The 15,253-nt window shown below is 62.5% G+C and carries 16 protein-coding genes and 1 tRNA gene; 10 read left to right on the forward strand and 7 right to left on the reverse strand.

Features of this window, described 5'->3' with window-relative positions; genetic code table 11:
* Positions 1–137: 137 nt before the first annotated feature.
* From RAE09_RS09155 to RAE09_RS09170, 4 genes are all read right to left on the reverse strand, one after another.
* A complete protein-coding gene (locus RAE09_RS09155) occupies positions 138–326 on the reverse strand; it encodes a hypothetical protein (RefSeq protein ID WP_005322954.1) in 189 nt (62 codons plus the stop codon).
* A gap of 91 nt (positions 327–417) precedes the next feature.
* Positions 418–567, reverse strand: coding sequence for a hypothetical protein (locus tag RAE09_RS09160; protein ID WP_005322953.1), 150 nt, complete (start codon positions 565–567; stop codon positions 418–420).
* 15 nt (positions 568–582) lie between these two features.
* Entirely contained in the window at positions 583–1,551 is a 969-nt protein-coding gene (locus tag RAE09_RS09165) for a 1,4-dihydroxy-2-naphthoyl-CoA synthase (protein WP_316981529.1), read from the reverse strand.
* Between the two features lie 291 nt (positions 1,552–1,842).
* On the reverse strand, positions 1,843–2,304 hold the full coding sequence (locus RAE09_RS09170) for a DIP1984 family protein (RefSeq protein ID WP_005322951.1): 462 nt from the start codon (positions 2,302–2,304) through the stop codon (positions 1,843–1,845).
* Between the two features lie 75 nt (positions 2,305–2,379).
* Here RAE09_RS09170 and RAE09_RS09175 point away from each other — a divergent pair, with 75 nt between their 5' ends.
* Entirely contained in the window at positions 2,380–3,405 is a 1,026-nt protein-coding gene (locus RAE09_RS09175; protein WP_394372005.1) for an o-succinylbenzoate synthase, read from the forward strand.
* 3 nt (positions 3,406–3,408) lie between these two features.
* Here the strand turns inward: RAE09_RS09175 and RAE09_RS09180 are convergent, their stop codons facing one another.
* The gene (locus RAE09_RS09180) at positions 3,409–4,179 is read right to left on the reverse strand and encodes a hypothetical protein (RefSeq protein ID WP_316981531.1); all 771 of its coding nucleotides are present in this window, start codon (positions 4,177–4,179) and stop codon (positions 3,409–3,411) included.
* A gap of 349 nt (positions 4,180–4,528) precedes the next feature.
* Here RAE09_RS09180 and RAE09_RS09185 point away from each other — a divergent pair, with 349 nt between their 5' ends.
* The 6 genes from RAE09_RS09185 (at position 4,529) to RAE09_RS09210 (ending at position 11,874) form a co-directional block, all read left to right on the forward strand.
* On the forward strand, positions 4,529–6,931 hold the full coding sequence (locus RAE09_RS09185) for an excinuclease ABC subunit UvrA (RefSeq protein ID WP_316981532.1): 2,403 nt from the start codon (positions 4,529–4,531) through the stop codon (positions 6,929–6,931).
* A gap of 78 nt (positions 6,932–7,009) precedes the next feature.
* Positions 7,010–7,762, forward strand: a complete 753-nt coding sequence (locus RAE09_RS09190) for a hypothetical protein (RefSeq protein WP_316981533.1) — start codon at positions 7,010–7,012, stop codon at positions 7,760–7,762.
* A gap of 57 nt (positions 7,763–7,819) precedes the next feature.
* The gene (gene menD, locus RAE09_RS09195; protein ID WP_316981534.1) at positions 7,820–9,442 is read left to right on the forward strand and encodes a 2-succinyl-5-enolpyruvyl-6-hydroxy-3-cyclohexene-1-carboxylic-acid synthase; all 1,623 of its coding nucleotides are present in this window, start codon (positions 7,820–7,822) and stop codon (positions 9,440–9,442) included.
* Positions 9,443–9,913, forward strand: a complete 471-nt coding sequence (locus RAE09_RS09200) for a DUF3592 domain-containing protein (protein ID WP_080971157.1) — start codon at positions 9,443–9,445, stop codon at positions 9,911–9,913.
* A gap of 60 nt (positions 9,914–9,973) precedes the next feature.
* Positions 9,974–11,173, forward strand: coding sequence for a glycosyltransferase family 4 protein (locus RAE09_RS09205; protein WP_299138133.1), 1,200 nt, complete (start codon positions 9,974–9,976; stop codon positions 11,171–11,173).
* Positions 11,174–11,184: 11 nt separating this feature from the next.
* Positions 11,185–11,874: a demethylmenaquinone methyltransferase gene (locus RAE09_RS09210; RefSeq protein ID WP_239278152.1), complete on the forward strand. Its 690-nt coding sequence runs from the start codon at positions 11,185–11,187 to the stop codon at positions 11,872–11,874.
* A gap of 40 nt (positions 11,875–11,914) precedes the next feature.
* Here RAE09_RS09210 and RAE09_RS09215 read toward each other — a convergent pair whose 3' ends face one another.
* On the reverse strand, positions 11,915–13,180 hold the full coding sequence (locus RAE09_RS09215; RefSeq protein WP_316981535.1) for a geranylgeranyl reductase family protein: 1,266 nt from the start codon (positions 13,178–13,180) through the stop codon (positions 11,915–11,917).
* 98 nt (positions 13,181–13,278) lie between these two features.
* Between RAE09_RS09215 and RAE09_RS09220 the strand changes: the two genes are divergently transcribed.
* Positions 13,279–14,283, forward strand: a complete 1,005-nt coding sequence (locus RAE09_RS09220; protein ID WP_049358687.1) for a polyprenyl synthetase family protein — start codon at positions 13,279–13,281, stop codon at positions 14,281–14,283.
* A gap of 110 nt (positions 14,284–14,393) precedes the next feature.
* Positions 14,394–14,475 (forward strand) — tRNA-Tyr (locus tag RAE09_RS09225).
* A gap of 62 nt (positions 14,476–14,537) precedes the next feature.
* Here RAE09_RS09225 and RAE09_RS09230 read toward each other — a convergent pair.
* Positions 14,538–14,825, reverse strand: a complete 288-nt coding sequence (locus tag RAE09_RS09230; RefSeq protein WP_152680468.1) for a hypothetical protein — start codon at positions 14,823–14,825, stop codon at positions 14,538–14,540.
* Positions 14,826–14,974: 149 nt separating this feature from the next.
* Between RAE09_RS09230 and RAE09_RS09235 the strand changes: the two genes are divergently transcribed.
* Positions 14,975–15,151 (forward strand): hypothetical protein, encoded by a 177-nt coding sequence (locus RAE09_RS09235; protein ID WP_023020515.1) that lies wholly within the window; start codon positions 14,975–14,977, stop codon positions 15,149–15,151.
* Positions 15,152–15,253: the final 102 nt, after the last annotated feature.

A 15,253-nucleotide genomic window follows, 5' to 3' on the forward strand; every position in this document is an offset into this window, starting at 1 on the left:
TCAACAAACACTAGCACCCTTGAACTAGATTGTTCAACGTAATGAACTTAGGTGGTCCTATCTCTTCCTTAAGCTGCCAAAATTTAAAAATGCCTCTCACTTCAATGAGTGAAGTGAGAGGCTAGGAAGCGGTGGCCTTATTTGGCTACTTTTGCCTTTTTGCTGAAGGGGAGCTGATCCAGGGAGCGTATGCCGGGGCCGGCGGCGAGCATCAGGCCCGCGACGGCGACGGTCCATTCGGAGAACTTTTGCCAGCCCTGGGCGATGAGAATTACGCCCAGGGCGACGCGTGCTGCGAGCATGACGAATGAGTTGCAGAGTTTCATGTTCGACACTTTAAGTATTAACTATGGGCATGTCCACAATTGCTTGAGATGTCTCACTCCGGTCCGAGGGCGTCCCACGCCATTTACTCCGCTACATGTATGGATTGCGCGGGGTGTCCTCCTGATCGAAGGGACGCTCCCCGCTGTCCTGCGCATCCTTGATACGCTTGAGCATCCACACTCGCGAGACGATGACGCCCGCCAGTGCAAGTGTGGCCAAGCCGATGGCGAAAATCCACATCGTGCTAACTCCTGGCTAGTAGTAATACGGGAACTGCTCCCACTGCGGGTCGCGCTTTTCGAGGAATGCTTCTTTGCCCTCGACGGCCTCGTCGGTCATATAAGCCAGGCGGGTGGCCTCGCCGGCGAAGACCTGCTGGCCCATCAGGCCATCATCGGTCAGGTTGAAAGCGAACTTCAGCATGCGCTGGGCTGTTGGGGACTTGCCGTTGATTTCGCGGCCCATCTGGATTGCGGCGTCTTCCAAGTCGGCGTGATCGACAACCTCATTGACCGCACCCATCTCATACATGCGCTGGGCATCGTAGGTGCGGCCCAAGAAGAAAATCTCGCGGGCGAATTTCTGGCCCACCATCTTAGCTAGGTAGGCCGAACCATAGCCGGCATCGAAGGAACCCACGTCCGCGTCCGTCTGCTTGAAGCGCGCCTCCTGGCGGGAGGCGACCGTCATATCGCAGACCACGTGCAGCGAGTGTCCGCCGCCGGCCGCCCAACCATTGACCACGGCGATAACCACCTTGGGCATGGTGCGGATAAGGCGTTGGACCTCGAGGATATGTAGGCGGCCGCCTTCCACCTTCTCGCGGGCGGTGTCCACGGTGGATTCATCCGCGGTGGCGTCATCATGGGCGTGCTCGGTGGCGTAGCGGTACCCGGAGCGGCCGCGAATGCGCTGGTCGCCGCCCGAACAAAAAGCCCAGCCGCCATCCTTGTCGGAAGGACCATTGCCGGTGAGCAAAATCGTTCCCACATCCGGCGTGCGGCGGGCGTGGTCGAGGGCGCGGTAGAGCTCGTCTACGGTATGCGGGCGAAACGCATTGCGCACCTCCGGGCGGTCGAAGGCGATGCGCACGATGCCGTTCTTGCGGCCCTCGCCGTTGAGCCGGTGATAGGTGATATCCGTCAGGTCCTCAAAACCTTCTACGGCATGCCACAATTCCGGGCGGAACGGATTATCGGTGCTGTATTTTCTCTGCTCGCTCATGATGGCCAGCTTAGTGGCAAAAGAAGAATAGTCCCCATTCCCAACCCTCACCCACACACTGCCCAGCAGGCCGGTAATAATCAATACGCGATACTGCGAGGTTGTTGCCCCGCATAATACCCGTGTACGCCATACCAGCGCGGTACTCCATGCCATGGGGAGACTCGAACTCCCCGCCCCTTAAAGCGCTAAAGGGGGCCAGTGTCCCAGGATTTTCCCCTCCAGGGTGGGGGCCTGCTCGCTGCAGGTGTGTGGGCTACCATCGCGCGCTTTAAGCAGCGCGCGAGATGACTATCCGTTTTTCAGTTCGGTATTCCAGTTCAGCTGCTGGATGCGGGTATCCAGCTCGCGGTACTGCTTAGACAAATCATCGACGCGCTTGCGCAGATCCGCCACCGGGATGGTGGAGACAAACTTAATCTCGGTGCGGGAATAGCGATCCGAGCGCGTACCCGCCCGCTGCGCCAGGTCGTGGTAGATGCGGCGCTTGCGCAAGAGGCCGTCGCGAAGCGCGAGGGCTTCCATCAGGTTCCTCTTCTCATCAAAGGCGGTGGCGATATTCGTCGCATTAATGGCCTGCACCAGCTCATCGATGCGCCCGGCCACGCCGTCGAGCTCGCGCAGCAGCTCCTGCGGATCCTCATCCGGGGTATCACCCTCCTGCACGCGGGCCACGGTCAGCAGCCGCTCGTGCAGGCTATTGAGGCGCTCCTGCGCCTGCGCGCGCTCCGCCAATGCCTCAGCTAGCAGCATATTTCCTCCTTTATTGGTATAGGTTCCCAAAATAGCGCAGAGCGGGGGAGGGGTCAATGGCCGGCGGGCGCTACCATGAAGGCCATGCATATCGATGACGTCCTTGACCGCGCCCACGTAGTCTCCCTCCCGCTTGCCGTGCGTTTCCGCGGCATCACCACGAGGGAGGCCCTGCTCATCGAGGGCCCGGCCGGCTGGGGCGAGTTCGCGCCCTTCCTGGAATACGGCCCGGCCGAGTCCGCCGCGTGGCTGCGCGCCGGGCTCGAGGCCGCCTACGAGGGCTTTCCAGAGCCGGTACGCGATTCCATCGAGGTCAACGCCACCATCCCGGCCGTATCCGCCAGCGAGGTCCCGGCCGTGGTGGAGCGCTACCCCGGCTGCCGCACCTTCAAAATCAAGGTGGCGGAGAAGGGGCACACGCTTGCCGACGACGCCGCTCGCGTCCGCGCCGTCCGCGACGCCGTCACCCAACGCGGCGATATCCCTATTCTGCGCGTGGATGCCAACGGCGGCTGGAGCGTCGATGAGGCGGTCGAGGCCGCGCAGATGATGATGCCGCTGGATTATATGGAACAGCCATGCGCTACCACTGAGGAGCTCGCCCAGGTGCGCGGCCGTCTCATGCGCGCCGGCATCTTCGTACGCGTGGCCGCCGATGAGTCCATTCGTAAGGTCGCCGACCCCTATCGCGTCGCCGAGCTGCAGGCCGCGGACGTCGCCGTGGTTAAGCCCGCCCCACTCGGTGGCGTGCGCCGCGTCCTCGAGGTGGCCCAGCACCTGCGCCAGCGCCATATGGATATCACGGTGGCCTCCGCGCTCGATACCTCCATTGGCATCAATATGGGCTTGGCGGCCGTCGCCGCCCTCCCGCGCATCTACGACGACGAGGACATCGACGTCACCCCGGCCGCCGCCGGCCTTGCCACCGGCTCCCTTTTTGAAGAGGACGTCACCGCCCCGCGCCCGCTTATCGATGGCCACCTTCCCGCCGATATCCTCGCCCCCGACCCAGACCGCCTCGCCGCACTCGCCGCCCCCGCCGACCGCCGCGACTGGTGGTTCGACCGCCTTCGCGCCTGTTGGCCGCACCTGTCTGACTAGGCCCTAGAGCAAGCTTTGGTGAAACCGCCATGCCGGAGTCACCAACGCCCGCCGCACCTTTTGCGGACTGCTCTTTAGCCCGCGCACGCTGCGCCGATGCGCCACCGTTTCCTGCACCGTCTCCACCACTAGTTTGAGGTGGTAGTCGGTGCACTCATCCGTAAACTTCAGCGGCGCCCATCCGTGCTGCACCGCGTGATTGGTCTTCCACGTCCCGATGAGGAATTCCCGGTGATTATTCTCCGGCGCGTGATAATAAAGCGAGTCCAAGTCCACCACCATCGTCCCCGCTTCGAAGCCTAAATCCCAGGTATACGGCCCAAGCCGGAAATTTGGCACCGGCTTGAGCCCCACCCGCCGCATCTCGTGGTACATCCGCTGCTCCCATTTCGACGCCGTCCCCACCGGCGCCTGCTCCGCCAACTCGCGCACCGCGTCCCTTTTCTTACTGATCACCAGCTCTAAATCGGCCGCGAACCTCCCCCTTCCGTTGAGCCCGCGATACGCCTGCGCCAGCGCTTCTTTCAGCAGCCACTCGCTGCAGCGCTCGAAGCTCAATGCATCTGCTACCGCCTGTGCCGGCAACGCCATCCTTACACCCTTTATCCGATTCGCCGGCACCGGCCGCGACCTCACCGTATACACCACATCATCCGCTCGAATCCGGCAGTTTTTATCCACCCGGATCACCGCCGGCAGCTGCACCTCGCATAAGCCATAGGCCGCGAGCGCCGCCGTCCCCGAAAACACCGCATCCGGATAAAGCTGCGCCACCGCGGCTACTTTATCTTTCGCGCTCGCCTCTGCAGCGATATAACAGTTGCGCCGCAAGCGCAAAAGTGTTCCCCCACTAATCCTGCTGCGGATTTGATAGTCAGTAAGGCCTAAATCTAGTAATTCATTTCTCGTCCACATGACTCATTGGACTGGAAATCTTCCGGAAAGGTTCCACCTTCCTAGTTTCAACGATTTCGTCCATCTAGAACACCTAAACCGTCGACGGTTTTCGCCATATGGGTGGACGAAATCGTTGAAAGCCGGTGAACCGCTAGAGAGAACCGTTAAAAAACTGCTGTCAGGCTTGAGACTGCCCAACCTGCCACCTGTGAGTACGCTGGAGGACATGTCTACTATCAAGGTCCGCGATGCTCACCTGCACAATCTGCGCAATGTCGACGTCGATATGCCCCGCGGCAAGCTCGTCGCGGTCACAGGTGTGTCTGGTTCGGGCAAATCTTCGCTGGCGTTCGGTACGATTCACGGCGAAGGCCAACGCCGCTACCTTGAATCGGTAGCACCCTTCGCACGCCGCCTCATTAGCTCGGCCGTCGACCCACAGGTCAGCCAGGTAGAGGGCCTACCGCCGACGGTCGCACTGCAGCAATCGACCTCCGGCGGCGGAGCGCGCTCTACGGTGGGCACGGTGTCCGCGCTCTCCAATAGCGTGCGCCTGCTTTATTCGCGCGCCGGGGATAACCCGGAGGGCCTATACTCCGATTCCTTCTCGCCCAATACCCCGGAGGGAATGTGTCCGCAGTGCCACGGCACAGGCGTGGTGCATGAGCCGACCGAGGACTCGATGGTCCCGGATCCCACCCTCTCCATCGAGGAAGGAGCCATCCAAGCCTGGCCGGGCGCCTGGGCCGGCAAGAACTTCCACGACATTTTGATGAACTTGGGCTATGACCTGGATTCGCCCTGGCAAGAGCTGCCGCAAGAAGACCGCGACTGGATCCTCTTCACGGAAGAGCGCCCCGTAGTCACGGTCAAGCCCTTGCGCGGAAAAGATCAGATTCAGCGCAACTATGAGGGCACGTGGCGCTCGGTGGCCAGCTACCTCAATAAGACGCTTGCGGAGACCCAATCGGATACCCTGCGCAAGCGCACCCTGTCCTATATGGAATCGCGCGAGTGCGAGACTTGTGGCGGCCGCCGCCTCAACCCGGCCGCGCTGAAGGTCACCTATGCGGGCATGCCGATTGATGAGCTGGGCGCGCTGCCGCTGGATAGGGTGCATGAGGTGCTCAGCAAGCAGAACCCGGAGGAGAATTCGGCCGAGGATTTGCTCCTGCGGCAGATTCTGCCGGCGTTGACCTCGGCGCTGGAGCTCGGCTTGGCGCACCTCAGCCTGGATCGGCCGACGCAGAGCCTGTCCGGCGGCGAGATGCAGCGCATCCGGTTGGCGGCGCAGCTGCGCTCCGGCCTCTTCGGCGTGGCCTATGTGCTCGACGAGCCCTCGGCCGGCCTGCACCCCGATGAGCGCGACGCGGTCATGGATATGTGCCGCCGTTTCATCGCGGCCGGCAACTCCGTGCTCTTGGTGGAGCATGACATGGATTTGGTCGCGCAGGCGGACTGGCTCGTTGACGTCGGTCCGCTGGCCGGCGAGCGCGGCGGCAACGTGGTCTATTCGGGCCCGGTCGAAGATTATGACGCGGACACCCCTACCGCCAACGCGCTGGCTCACCGCACGCTCACGCTTGCCGACGACCCCCGTACCCCCTCCTCCCACCTCGCCCTCCGCGGCATCAACGCACGCAGCATCGACAACTTGGATGTGGACTTTGGCTTGGGCCAATTCACGGCGGTCGCCGGTGTCTCCGGATCGGGCAAGTCCACCCTGGTCAGCACGGTGCTCGCCGGCCTACTGCGCCAATCCGCTACGGCCGTTTCCGATGAGGAAGAGACCGAGGAGAAGGGCTGGTCCGTAGAGAGCACGGAAGGCTTTGACCGAGTCAAGCGCGTCGTGCAGATTACCCAGAAGCCCATTGGCCGCACCCCGCGTTCCACGCTGGCAACCTATACCGGGCTTTTCGATAATGTGCGCAAGCTCTTCGCCTCCACCGATGAGGCTAAGCAGCGTAAATGGACGGTCTCGCGCTTTTCCTACAACGTAAAACAAGGCCAGTGCCCCACCTGCGGCGGCGCAGGCAAGATCGAGGTGGAGCTGGTCTTCTTGCCGGGCTCGTACACCACATGTCCAGAATGCGGCGGCGCCCGCTTCAACGACGAGACCCTGGAGGTGACCTGGCAGGGCCGCACCATCGCGGACATCTTGGAGCTGACCGTGGATGAGGCCGCGGAGGTCTTCGCCGAGGAAGAAAAGATTTACCGCGCCATCGCCACGCTGCAGGCCGTCGGCCTGGGCTACCTCCGCCTGGGGCAGGGTGCGCCGGAGCTGTCCGGCGGCGAGGCCCAGCGCATCAAGCTGGCCACGGAGCTGCAGCGCTCCCGCAACTCGCGTCGCGGCCATACGGTCTACCTGCTGGACGAGCCCACCACGGGCCTGCACCCAGCCGATATCGACCTGCTCAATACCGAGCTGCACAAGCTGGCGGATGCGGGACATACGGTAATCGTCGTCGAGCATGATCCTTCGGTCATGGCGCATGCGGACCGCATCATTGAGATGGGCCCGGGCGCTGGCGAAGATGGCGGCCGCATCATCGCGGACGCCACTCCGGCGCAGGTCGCCGCAGAGGATACCGCCACCGGCCGTGCCTTGAGCGCACGCCAAGCGCACTAAGCGGCGAGCCTTCGCTGCCCGTTAGCTGTGGGAGACCTCTCTGGGATCTCACAGCAAAATGGGGTAGAGGTAGAGGGTATGACTACTAAAGGCCCTCATGGCGATAATAATGAAACCCGCAGCTGGTCTAGCCCGGCGGATGATGCCACGCGCCAGATAGGCCGCGTGCCCGATAAAGCCGCCGGCCCCAGCCGCGACCAAGCGCGCCGCGAGCACCCCAAGCAGTACTTCCCAGGCGAGCAGCAGCCGCAGAATGAGACTCGTCAATTCGATGCGGCCGCCGGCTACCAGCAGGGCTCTGGCTATCAGCAGGGCTACGGCCAGCAGCAAAGCTATAGCCAGAACTATCAGCAGCCGGCCGGGCAGGCATATGGCCAGCAGTACGCGCAGCAGCCCGAGTACGAGCCGGTGCCGTCGAACTATGATCCGGATCAGCCAGAAAAGCGCAAGAAGAAGAGCAGCGGCGGTGGCGCCATGGCCGGCGTCTTCGCGGCCATCGCGGTACTTGCAGTACTGGCTGCGGCGGTCCTGTTTTTCCTGTGGCGCAATGCCGCGGACGAGGCGGATAAGCCGGACCCACAGCCGGTGACGGAAACGCTGACCACGGAAGTTCCCACCACCGTGACCCAGACCGAAGAGCCGGATTCGCAGGATGAGAACTCCAATAATCTGCCGAAGCTGCCGGACTTCCAAAATGACCTGCCGTCCGATATCCCGACCGAGCTGCCACCAGAGGTACAAGACCAGCTAGATAAGGGCAGCGACGTGGACATTGAGGGCCTCCTCAATGACCTCCTGGGCGGCGGCGAGCAGCCGGCCAGCCAGAACTAAGCGCCCAGCACCTGCCCGGTAAGGGAAATGGTGCGCGGACAGGTAAAATCGGGCGGCATGAATGAATCGATGCAGTTGGCTGAGAAGGTAGCCGCCCAACTGGCGCGCCACCTCACGGATGTCGTCTTGTGCCCTGGTTCGCGCAACGCGCCGCTGTCGCTGGCGCTGCTGGCGCGTGATGATATCCGCGTACACACCCGCCTAGACGAGCGCGGGGGAGCGTTTACCGCCCTGGGCATGGCGCGGGTGCAGCGCCGCCACGTGGGCGTGGTGATGACCTCGGGAACTGCGGTGGCCAATACTTTGCCGGCCGTGGTGGAGGCACACTATTCCCACACGCCGCTGGCCATCATTAGCGCGGATCGGCCGGAGCGCCTGGTGGGCACGGGGGCGTCGCAGACCATCGAGCAGCAGGGCATCTTCGGCGTCTATGCGGATACCACCCAGGTCACTGGCGCGGATGATATCGCGGCGATGGCCCAGCGCTTCCGCGAGGACCTGCAGGTACACATCAATGTGGCCTTTGATGCCCCGCTTGTCGACGACACCCTGCCAGACCACACCTCCGGCGACGGCGTGCGCGAGCCAGCACCGGCCTTTGTGGACCACGGTGAAGTGGCCGTGGACTTGGGCAAGAATACCTTGGTTATTGCGGGTGATGAGGCCTGGGAGGTAGAAGGCCTCCAAGACGTGCCAACCATCGCGGAGCCGAGCGCGCCGGGCCCGTATCATCCGGTGCATCCAGCGGCGGCGCATATCTTCCGCAAGCCGCAGGTCTCCGCGAACGATTATGTGGTCAACACCAAGGTAGAGCAGGTCATCGTCGTGGGGCATCCGACGCTGCACCGTGGCGTGCTAGCGCTGATGAATGATCCGGATATTGAGCTGGTGGTGCTCTCACGCACCAAGGACTTCACCAACCAGCGTGGCGAAGAGGCCCGGCTTGGCACCACCGTCAAGGTCACCGGTGAGCCGAGCCGCGAGTGGATGAAGATCTGCGAAGGGGCAACCGATATGGCTGGACAAGCGGTGCGCGAGACCCTCGAGGATGAGGAACTGGGATTCACCGGGCTACACGTGGCGGCCGCGGTGGGCGATACGCTCTCCGTCAATGACACCCTGGTGCTCGGCGCTTCGAATCCGGTGCGTGACGCCTCCATGGTGGGCCTGCCTTTCGACGGCGTGGATACGTACTCGCCGCGCGGGGCGGCCGGCATCGACGGCACCATCGCCCAAGCCATCGGCATTTCCCTGGCCACGCAATCGCTAGATCCCACCAACTGGCGCGCCCCGCGCGTTATGGCGCTCATGGGGGATGTCACCTTCTTGCATGACGCTAATAGCCTGCTCATCCCGGAAGACCAGGCGCGACCGGAAAACCTCACCATCGTGGTGGCCAATGACAATGGCGGCGGCATCTTCGAGACCCTGGAACAAGGCGCCGATGCGCTGCGCGAGTCCTTCGAGCCGGCGTTTGGAACGCCGCATGGGGTGGACGTCGGCAAGCTGGCAGAAGCCTATGAAGCAGACTACCGCGAGGTGACCACCCCGCAGGAGCTATTGGATACGCTGGCGGAGCTGAAGGAATACTCCACCGGGATTACCGTCGTGGAGGCCAAGACCACCCGTGCCACGCGCCGGGCTCTCAATGAGAAGCTCACCGCAAAGGTAGGCCAGTAAGTGGCCCCGCCGCAGCATAAGCCGCACGCGGCCGTGGTGCCGCGCTATACGCCCGCGGTCTATCGCCGCCGCCTGCACCAGCTGACGCTGGCGCTGTACCTGGCCGCGCTGGTGGGTGTGGTGGGCATGGTCATCGGGCCGGCGCTGAATGACCACGCCATCGCCAGCCACCCCGCGCGCGCTTTGGCCACGGTCAAGGATGTGGGCATGCTGCGCACCACGGTGGATTTCCAAGACAGTGAAGGGATTTACCACACCCCACAGCACGGGCTGCTCTATCCCAGTGGGCTAGGTGAGGGTCAGCAGGTGTGGGTGCACTACGCCCAGGACGACCCAGACCTGGTCAAGGTCGAAGGCCGTGAATGGACGCTGGCCATCATCCCGGCGCTCTCGGTAGGGGTGGTTGCCACGCTCATTGCGGCCGTGCTGTGGAAGCTGATTAGCTTCTTTACCCGCCGCGCGGAGAAATAATTAACCAAGATTTTCCGCTGGCTTCACCATAAACTTAAGAAGATGGGCCATGATGGTGGCATGCGTGTTGCGATCGTGGCTGAATCCTTCCTCCCCAATGTCAATGGTGTGACCAACTCCGTGCTGCGTGTTTTAGAGCACCTGCACGAGACCGGCCAAGAGGCCATCGTCATCGCGCCGGGTGCCCGTGAGGGACAAGAAGAAATCCCGGACTACCTAGGATTCCCCATCTACCGTGTGCCCACCGTGCGCGTGCCGCTGGTGGATTCGCTGCCGGTGGGCGTTCCTACCACGGCGGTCGATGAGGCCTTGCGCGACTTCAAGCCGGATATCATCCACCTGGCCAGCCCCTTCGTCCTCGGCGCGGCGGGCGCTTTCTCCGCCCGCCAGCAGCGCGTGCCGGCCGTGGCGTTGTATCAGACCGATGTTGCCGGATTTGCCACCAAGTACCATGCCTCCGCGCTGGCCTATGGCGTGTGGGAGTGGCTGCGCACGATTCATAACTCTTGCCAGATGACGCTGGCACCGTCCTCGCTGACCATCCGGGACTTGGAAAAACACCACATCAAGAATGTGCGCCACTGGGGTCGTGGCGTGAACGCAGAACTTTTCCATCCCTCCAAGCGCTCTGACGAGCTGCGCCGCAGCTGGGATCCGAGCGGCACCAAGAATGTGGTGGGATTCGTTGGTCGTCTCGCCGCGGAAAAGGGCGTGCACCGCCTCTCGGCGCTCAACGGGCGCGAGGATATCCAGCTGGTCATCGTGGGCGATGGGCCGGAGCGCCCGCTGTTGGAAGCCCAGCTGCCCGGTGCCGTCTTTACCGGTGCGCTGTCCGGCGAAGACCTCGCTGCCGCCTATGCCTCCTTGGACGTCTTCGTCCACGCCGGCGAGTTCGAGACCTTCTGCCAGTCCATCCAGGAGGCGCAGGCCTCCGGCGTGCCGACCATCGGGCCGCGGGCCGGTGGCCCGGTAGACCTCATCGACGAGGGCTATAACGGACTGCTGCTGGAGGTAAAGACCTTTGTGGAAGACCTCCCCAATGCGGTGGACGCTCTGCTCAATCCGGAGATTCACCAGGAGATGCGGGACAATGCTCGCGAGTCCATTTCCTCCAAGACGTGGAAGGCGCTGTGCGAGCAGCTCGTGGGCTATTACGAAGAGGTACTGGAGGATACTCGCCGGGTGCCGCTGACCATTTTGGGCCAGCGTCCGGAGCTGCCGCGATGGGCGGCTCGTGCTCTTGGCGCCCGCGTAGCCTAGACTGATCATTTGTGTCTAAGGCAGATCTGGATAAAAAGCCCTTCGATGTGGCGCGCATGTTTGACGCCGTGGGCGAGAAATACGACCTCACCAATACCGTGCTGTCCTTTGGGCAGGACGCGCACTGGCGCAAGCGCACCCGCGAGCGTTTGAACCTGAAGCCGGGCGAGAAGGTCCTGGACCTTGCAGCGGGTACCGCCGTGTCCACCGTTGAACTTTCCAAGTCCGGTGCGTGGTGCGTGGCGTGTGATTTCTCCCGTGGCATGCTGGCCGCCGGCCGTGAGCGCGACGTGCCCAAGGTGGCTGGCGATGGCATGCAGCTGCCGTTTGCGGATAACACCTTTGACGCCGTGACCATCTCTTATGGCCTGCGCAATATCCACGACTTTGAACTCGGCCTGCGCGAAATGGCGCGCGTGACCAAGCCGGGCGGGCGCCTTGCGGTGGCGGAATTTTCCACCCCGGTGGTACCGATTTTTGGCACCGTGTACAAGGAATACTTGATGCGTCTGCTCCCGCCGGTAGCGCGCCTGGTTTCTTCTAATCCGGAGGCATATATTTACCTCGCGGAATCCATTCGTGCGTGGCCGGGGCAGGAGGAGCTTGCCGCGGTTATCAATCGCAATGGTTGGGCCGAGGCCGGCTGGCAGAACCTTACCTTCGGCATCGTGGCGCTGCACTCGGCGGTAAAGCCAGCCTAGGCGCTGCTCCGCCCGCGCCTAGAGGACTGCGGCGGGGAGGCTATGCCGCGGTCGAATCCCAAAGGGGCGTATCGCGGCGAAGGGCCGAGACCGTGCGGCCGGCGGCGCGCCAGGTGCGTGCGATGAGGTCGCGGTCATCGTCAGTAATGAGGTTGCCCATCAGGCGCGCAGCGGCCGGCATGAGCATGCGGCCGATGGGCCCGCGCAGGGCCAGCGGACCGGCCAGCGGTAGGAACTGCGGATAAGTAAGCAAGCGCGCGGCCGTGCGGGCCAAGAGGAAGGACTCGCCGTAGTGTTCGCGCAAGACGGCCGGCCAGGCCAGGGTAAAATCCTTCGGGCCGAGCAGGGCTACGGCCAGCGCAGCCGTCTCCAAGCCGTAGTCGATGCCCTCGCCGTTGAGGGGATTGATGCAGGCCGCGGCATCACCAATGATCATCCAATTGGCGCCGGCCACGTTAGACACCGCGCCGCCCATGGGCAGTAAGGCAGAGGTAACGTGCTCAATTTCCCCGAGTCCCCACTCGGGGCGCTGTTGGGCGGCGTAGAACTCGAGCAGCTTCTTGGTGTTGATCTTGGCGGGGCGCTGCGCGGTCGACAGCGCGCCGAGGCCGATGTTGACCTGGCCAAGCTCGGGGCCGAGCGGGAAGATCCAACCGTAGCCGGGCTGCACCTCGCCTTCTTCGTCCTTGAGCTCAACGTGGGAGTGCATCCAGGGCTCAGTGGCATGCGTAGAGGAAGCATAGGAGCGCGCGGCAATGCCATAGACCTCCTCGCGGTGCCAGGTGCGGCCGAGCTTCTTACCAAAGGTAGAGCGCACGCCATCGGCCACGATGACCCACTTGGCATGTACGGTGGCCTCTCCCACGCGGAAGGAGGTCACGCGGTTGCCCTCGAGCACGGGATCGGTGGCGGGGGTGCCGGTGAGGAGGGTGGCGCCGGCTTCCCGGGCGGCGTCGGCAAGCAGGGCATCAAAGCGGAAGCGCGGCAGGGCCGTGCCCGCTTGGGAGGGATAGGTCTCCGGCCAAGGCGCGGTAATATCGCCGCCGTATCCGTGCAGCTTCAGGCCGCGATTGCGATAGGAGGCGTTGACCGCAATGCCGAGCTCATTGAGCTGGTGCATCGCGCGCGGGGTAAGCCCGTCGCCGCAGGTTTTATCGCGGGGAAACGTCGCGGAATCAATAAGGAGGGTGTCATAGCCGGCGCGTGCGGCATGGATCGCGGCGGCGGCTCCGGCCGGCCCAGCGCCAATGATGGCGACCTCGACATAGGTTTGGGAATCGATCTGCTCCGACATGAGGACTATCATTGCATGAGTTCGACCCCTCGAGTGTGTTTAGGGGCGCAGTTTGGACTACGGTAGGTAATCGATTATCTCTGGCTTTTAGTTGCAAGGAACACTATTTAATGACTCACGGTCAATCGCATGCCACGCACGTGGATCTTGGTGATCCGCAGCTCAACGAGCGCATTGGTGCGGGCATGGAAGCAGTAGAAGACAAGCTGCGCAGTGAAATCGACCGCGGCCAGGACTTCTTGAAGGACAAGGTCAGCCACTTGTCTAAGGCCGGTGGCAAGCGCTTTCGCCCCATGATGGCGCTGCTGGCCTCCGAGTATGGTCCGCGTCCGGGCTGCGAAGAGGTGGTTAAGGCCGCCACCGTCGTGGAGATGGTGCACGTAGCCACGCTTTATCATGACGATGTCATGGATGAGGCGGACCGCCGCCGCGGCGTGGAATCTGCCAATTCGCGGTGGAATAATTCCGTGGCCATCCTCGCCGGCGATGCGCTCCTGGCGCATGCTTCCCGCCTGATGAGTGAGCTGGATACCCACACGGTGGGCCACTTTGCCGATACCTTTGAAGAGCTGGTGACCGGCCAGATGCGCGAGACCATCGGGGCGGGTGAGGCCAATGCCGTGGAGCACTACACGGCCGTTATCCGTGAAAAGACCGCGGTGCTCATCGCCTCTGCGGGCTACCTGGGCGCCTACCACTCTGGCGCCTCGGCCGAGCATGCCGCAGCCTTGCACCGCATTGGTGGTGCCATCGGCATGATCTTCCAGATTGTGGACGATGTCATCGACATCTTCTCTGACCCAAAGGAGTCCGGCAAGACCCCGGGCACGGACCTGCGCGAGGGCGTATTTACCCTGCCGGTTCTCTACGCCTTGGAGGAAGAGGGCGAAGTGGGCGATAAGCTGCGTGAGCTGCTTACTGGACCGCTGCATTCCGACGCCGAGGTGGAGCGCGCCATCGAGCTCCTGCACCAGTCTGGTGGCCGTCAGAAGGCGCTGGAGGACATCAAGGCCTACCTGCGCACGGTGGAGGAGCAGCTCGCCGTGCTACCGGAGAACTCCGCGAGCCAGGCCTTGCGTCAATTGGCGGATTACACGGTGCGCCGCGTGGGCTAGCTGCTTGGCGATGCCCCCTTATTCCCGCCCCATTCGCCCCTACTACGCTGGCGATTTGTAGGTGGGAGGGTGGTTCGTAGTAAAGTACTTACTCGCACCACACAGTGCATGCCAGGTTGCCCGAGCGGCCAAAGGGAGCGGACTGTAAATCCGCCGGCATTGCCTTCAGAAGTTCGAATCTTCTACCTGGCACAGAATGAACCCCGCAAGCAAAAGCTTGCGGGGTTCCGTCGTACCTGGGGCTGTGGCGGGTGCTATCGGAAGGGCGCCTGTCTGCGGGATCTTTGAGCCTTGTGGAACACCGCATAGGCACCGACGAGGAATACAGCTAGGAATACCCCGCCGATCTTGAAGTAGAAAAATCCATTTCCTAACCTACGAGAAATATCTGGCAATGAGGTGGAATCCGATTCCGCCAGAGCCTTGGCCACGTATACCGCATTCAAACCGCCAATGAAATAGCCGAGGCAGAGCAATAATGAAATACCAACTGCAATCTTTAGCAAAACTGTTAAGGATGAATGGTGGGGTTCTGTACTCATCTAATTCCTCTCATCTTGGTCTTCAGGACCAGCAAACTACACCGTTCTGAGGCGCTGTGTACCAACAGGCGTGCTCGGTAGCCATACCATCAGTCGCAGAAAGTCACTGTAGAGATGAAGGTACGGGGTTTAGCGATAGGATATGGGATATGAAGAAGATCCGAACGATGCTGGACGGGGTAAACGAGATTCACCTATTTCAAAGCCAGCGAGTAGCGCAGGCCGCGCAGCAAGCGCATCTGCGCAATCGGACTCGCAGTTATCGGGCGCACCGGAAAATAAACGCAGCGATTTCCCACCAGTTGGAGGAGCGCTCCCTGGCGTAAATAGCCTTTCTAACCTTGATGCCCCGTTGTCGTGGGACTGGCGGCAGCGAGCCCACTAGTCCGCACCCTCATTGGCCCTAAGCAATCTCGAAAGGACCAGTT

The sequence above is a fragment of the Corynebacterium tuberculostearicum genome, from assembly GCF_032821615.1.
In the GTDB taxonomy this organism is placed as follows: Bacteria; Actinomycetota; Actinomycetes; order Mycobacteriales; family Mycobacteriaceae; genus Corynebacterium; species Corynebacterium tuberculostearicum_H.

Coding starts and splice junctions, on each gene's coding strand:
- RAE09_RS09155 (WP_005322954.1), bottom strand. CDS start 326: ATGAAACTCTGCAACTCATTCGTCATGCTCGCAGCACGCGTCGCCCTG.
- RAE09_RS09160 (WP_005322953.1), bottom strand. CDS start 567: ATGTGGATTTTCGCCATCGGCTTGGCCACACTTGCACTGGCGGGCGTC.
- RAE09_RS09165 (WP_316981529.1), bottom strand. CDS start 1,551: ATGAGCGAGCAGAGAAAATACAGCACCGATAATCCGTTCCGCCCGGAA.
- RAE09_RS09170 (WP_005322951.1), bottom strand. CDS start 2,304: ATGCTGCTAGCTGAGGCATTGGCGGAGCGCGCGCAGGCGCAGGAGCGC.
- RAE09_RS09175 (WP_394372005.1), top strand. CDS start 2,380: ATGAAGGCCATGCATATCGATGACGTCCTTGACCGCGCCCACGTAGTC.
- RAE09_RS09185 (WP_316981532.1), top strand. CDS start 4,529: ATGTCTACTATCAAGGTCCGCGATGCTCACCTGCACAATCTGCGCAAT.
- RAE09_RS09190 (WP_316981533.1), top strand. CDS start 7,010: ATGACTACTAAAGGCCCTCATGGCGATAATAATGAAACCCGCAGCTGG.
- menD (WP_316981534.1), top strand. CDS start 7,820: ATGAATGAATCGATGCAGTTGGCTGAGAAGGTAGCCGCCCAACTGGCG.
- RAE09_RS09205 (WP_299138133.1), top strand. CDS start 9,974: ATGCGTGTTGCGATCGTGGCTGAATCCTTCCTCCCCAATGTCAATGGT.
- RAE09_RS09215 (WP_316981535.1), bottom strand. CDS start 13,180: ATGATAGTCCTCATGTCGGAGCAGATCGATTCCCAAACCTATGTCGAG.
- RAE09_RS09220 (WP_049358687.1), top strand. CDS start 13,279: ATGACTCACGGTCAATCGCATGCCACGCACGTGGATCTTGGTGATCCG.
- RAE09_RS09230 (WP_152680468.1), bottom strand. CDS start 14,825: ATGAGTACAGAACCCCACCATTCATCCTTAACAGTTTTGCTAAAGATT.
- RAE09_RS09235 (WP_023020515.1), top strand. CDS start 14,975: ATGAAGAAGATCCGAACGATGCTGGACGGGGTAAACGAGATTCACCTA.